Origin of the sequence: Pseudomonas sp. NFACC37-1 (assembly GCF_900101575.1) — a bacterium.
Classification (GTDB): domain Bacteria; phylum Pseudomonadota; class Gammaproteobacteria; order Pseudomonadales; family Pseudomonadaceae; genus Aquipseudomonas; species Aquipseudomonas fluorescens_AA.
Window position 1 is genome coordinate 1 of record NZ_FMUZ01000082.1, and the last position, 2,988, is coordinate 2,988.

The window sequence follows — 2,988 nt, forward strand, 5'->3', positions numbered from 1 at the left end:
TCGAAGTCAACCTTGGCCGAACCGAAAACTTCGGAGCAGACACGGGTCAGAGCAGCGGTCAGCGTGGTTTTACCGTGGTCAACGTGACCGATGGTACCAACGTTGACGTGCGGCTTATTACGTTCGAACTTTTCCTTAGCCATCGAAATCACCCCTAGGAGAAGAATTTAGCGAGTCACACAAGCCATTAAAACAAAGGCAGATATTTTCATATCTGCCTTGTAATATGGAGCTCTTGAGCGGATTTGAACCGCTGACCTCACCCTTACCAAGGGTGTGCTCTACCAACTGAGCTACAAGAGCGAAACACTTTGCACAACCTGCAAACTTGGAGCGGGTAGCGGGAATCGAACCCGCATCATCAGCTTGGAAGGCTGAGGTTCTACCACTAAACTATACCCGCGGAGCTTGCAGCTCACGCTAAAAATGGTGGAGGGGGAAGGATTCGAACCTTCGAAGTCGTAGACGTCAGATTTACAGTCTGATCCCTTTGGCCGCTCGGGAACCCCTCCTAAGCGAGCCGGCATTCTATATCATGCCAGCCTTCTGTCAAGCATTTTCTCATTAAAAACCTGAGGTTAGCTGCGTTGACGGTGCTCCGTATCGCTTACCTTTAAAGGTCTTCGCTGCGAAGCGGGCGCCATTCTATGCAAACTACCCTGCGGGTGCAACCCCTTCGCATGGCATTATTTTATGTTTTAACTCATTGAATTCTTTAGAAAGGTTTTGGAGCAGCGTTTCATTCACCTTTCCCGCGCCGTCCTGGGGAACCTGAACCCAGAAACCTCCTCCCTCAGGGAGATTTTGCGCGTTCGACACCACAGGACGACCTACGACACCCGAAGCCGCGAGACGCTGCTCCAGTTGCCTGGCCAGCTCCGGGCGAGCAAAACCACCCAGATAGACACAAGTTTTGGGGGCATCAGCAGACTTAGCCGAATCGCGCCTGACAAGGGCATCCGCCGTTTCGCTCAATAGATGAATATCCTGTTGCGATCCGCGATATAAACTCAGCGGCGTGACATCCTTGGCGCGAAGCGGGGCCTCCTGCTGATGCCAGATGTAATAGAAGACATTCAAAACCAGCAATAACAGAAACAGCCACCGCATAGAAACCTCAGGACAAAGGACAGGCCATCGCCAAACCAACGAAAACCAGGTCAGGCACCACCCTGGCATCTGGAACGACCCCGGAAACCAGATTGGCATCCCCCCCAGTGAGAAACACCACGAAATCCTTTCCCCAATATTGCTCCGCCAATTCAAGCTGGGTCAGGACAAATCCCCTGAGCATCAGCATGCAACCGCGCTCGACCGCCTCGACAGTCGTACGACCCGGAGCGAGGCTCTCATGGGCTCGCTCGGCCGCTACATCGTCATAACGAATTTTCCGCGTATGGGTACGCAGTTGATTACGCATCAAGGGCATACCAGGACAAATGAACCCTCCCAGATGCCCACCATCCGCAGCCACGAAATCGGCTGTGACGGCAGTACCAAAATCCAGTACCAGGCACGCCCCCGAAGCGAGATGAAAACCACCAAGCAAGGCCAACCAACGATCCAGGCCTAGCCGCTCATAATCCTCGTAGCCGTTTCTCACACCCGCCATTTCCCGGGCAGGCACAGCACGAACTACCGACACCCCGAACACATCGACCAGCGAGGCGACCAATGAATCCGTCTCCGCCTGGGTCCTCACGCTAACAAGACGACACTTCTTGAGCTGGAACTTCTTCGTATCACTCAAGCTCGCGAGCAAATCGTCGTCAGAGCCGACCACACCACCCTCGACCGGCGTTATCCCGTCAGAGCAGAGAACGCGCCATTTGATAAAGCTGTTGCCGCAGTCGAGCTCAAGAATCATCACGCAACCTCAAACTGAGCTCACCACCGCTAAAGTTTTTTTCCACGCCATCCACCTTCAAACGCAGCGCACCCTGGTGATCAATGCCCAGCACAATGCCGTCAATTTTATTAACACCGGCAATCAGAGACACAGCCCGCCCCTGCCAAAGATGGTACTGCTCCCATTCCGACTGGATCGCAGCAAACCCCGATATGCGATGAAGCTCCAGATATTCCTGCAGCTTCACCCCCAATCGGGCCACCAGTTCATTTCGATCAAAATCCCTGCCCGCTTCAAGGCACATGGAGGTCCATTGCTGGTCGACATCATCAGTCGATTGCATATTCACATTGATCCCTATGCCCAGGACAACATGGCAAACGTCTGCAGGGTCTCCAACCAATTCAAGCAAAATACCGGCGATCTTTTTCTCACCCACCAAGACATCATTCGGCCATTTCAGCCCTGCCGTCGCGATCCCCATATCGCGCAAGACATGCATGACCGCAAGCCCGACAACCAAACTCAGACCTTCGATTTGTCGCATACCACCGTTAATGCGTAACACCAGGCTGTGGTAGAGATTTTCGGCAAATGGACTGACCCATTTACGGCCACGCCGACCACGGCCCGCTATCTGTCGCTCAGCCAAAACCATGAAAGGCGCCACACTTCCGCGCTCGATGAAACGCAGCGCCTCGGCGTTAGTGGAATCGATAGAGTCAAATATATGGACAGGCCACTCATGAAGGCCTTTTGCGCAGATCTCCGCCGTATCCAAAAGCAACAGAGGCTTAGCCAACTGATAGCCCCTACCTCGTACTTTATGAACAGACAATCCTAAATCCGCCTCCAAGTGCTGCAACTGCTTCCATACAGCACTACGACTGATACCCAGTGCAGCACCCAGCGCTTGCCCCGAATGAAAGCGGCCATCCTTCAGAAGTTTTAGCAACGTGAGCATGCGGACTGCGCCCTGATAATGAGGCCCGCATGATAGCCATGCGCAAGGCAGTTGCATAGAAACACAAAATGACTTTCCGGCGGGCAAAACAAAACCCCTACCTGCATCAGCAGATAGGGGTTTCGGAATTTAATCTTGACGATGACCTACTCTCACATGGGGAAACCCCACACTA

The 2,988-nt window shown here is 53.3% G+C and carries 4 protein-coding genes and 3 tRNA genes; all 7 read right to left on the reverse strand.

Annotated features, from left to right (window positions below; genetic code table 11):
- Positions 1-143: GTP-binding protein (locus BLP82_RS29900; RefSeq protein WP_256326681.1), on the reverse strand; the 143-nt coding region annotated here is incomplete at its 3' end.
- A gap of 84 nt (positions 144-227) precedes the next feature.
- Positions 228-303, reverse strand: a tRNA-Thr gene (locus BLP82_RS29905).
- A gap of 26 nt (positions 304-329) precedes the next feature.
- Positions 330-403, reverse strand: a tRNA-Gly gene (locus BLP82_RS29910).
- Between the two features lie 24 nt (positions 404-427).
- Positions 428-512: transfer RNA gene (locus tag BLP82_RS29915), tRNA-Tyr, on the reverse strand.
- Positions 513-654: 142 nt separating this feature from the next.
- Positions 655-1,110: a hypothetical protein gene (locus BLP82_RS29920; RefSeq protein ID WP_092177171.1), complete on the reverse strand. Its 456-nt coding sequence runs from the start codon at positions 1,108-1,110 to the stop codon at positions 655-657.
- 7 nt (positions 1,111-1,117) lie between these two features.
- On the reverse strand, positions 1,118-1,867 hold the full coding sequence (locus BLP82_RS29925; RefSeq protein ID WP_092177174.1) for a pantothenate kinase: 750 nt from the start codon (positions 1,865-1,867) through the stop codon (positions 1,118-1,120).
- Positions 1,857-2,813, reverse strand: a complete 957-nt coding sequence (gene birA / locus BLP82_RS29930) for a bifunctional biotin--[acetyl-CoA-carboxylase] ligase/biotin operon repressor BirA (RefSeq protein ID WP_092177177.1) — start codon at positions 2,811-2,813, stop codon at positions 1,857-1,859. Before birA ends, BLP82_RS29925 begins: the two co-directional genes overlap by 11 nt.
- Between the last annotated feature and the right edge of the window lie 175 nt (positions 2,814-2,988).

Coding starts and splice junctions, on each gene's coding strand:
- BLP82_RS29920 (WP_092177171.1), bottom strand. CDS start 1,110: ATGCGGTGGCTGTTTCTGTTATTGCTGGTTTTGAATGTCTTCTATTAC.
- BLP82_RS29925 (WP_092177174.1), bottom strand. CDS start 1,867: ATGATTCTTGAGCTCGACTGCGGCAACAGCTTTATCAAATGGCGCGTT.
- birA (WP_092177177.1), bottom strand. CDS start 2,813: ATGCTCACGTTGCTAAAACTTCTGAAGGATGGCCGCTTTCATTCGGGG.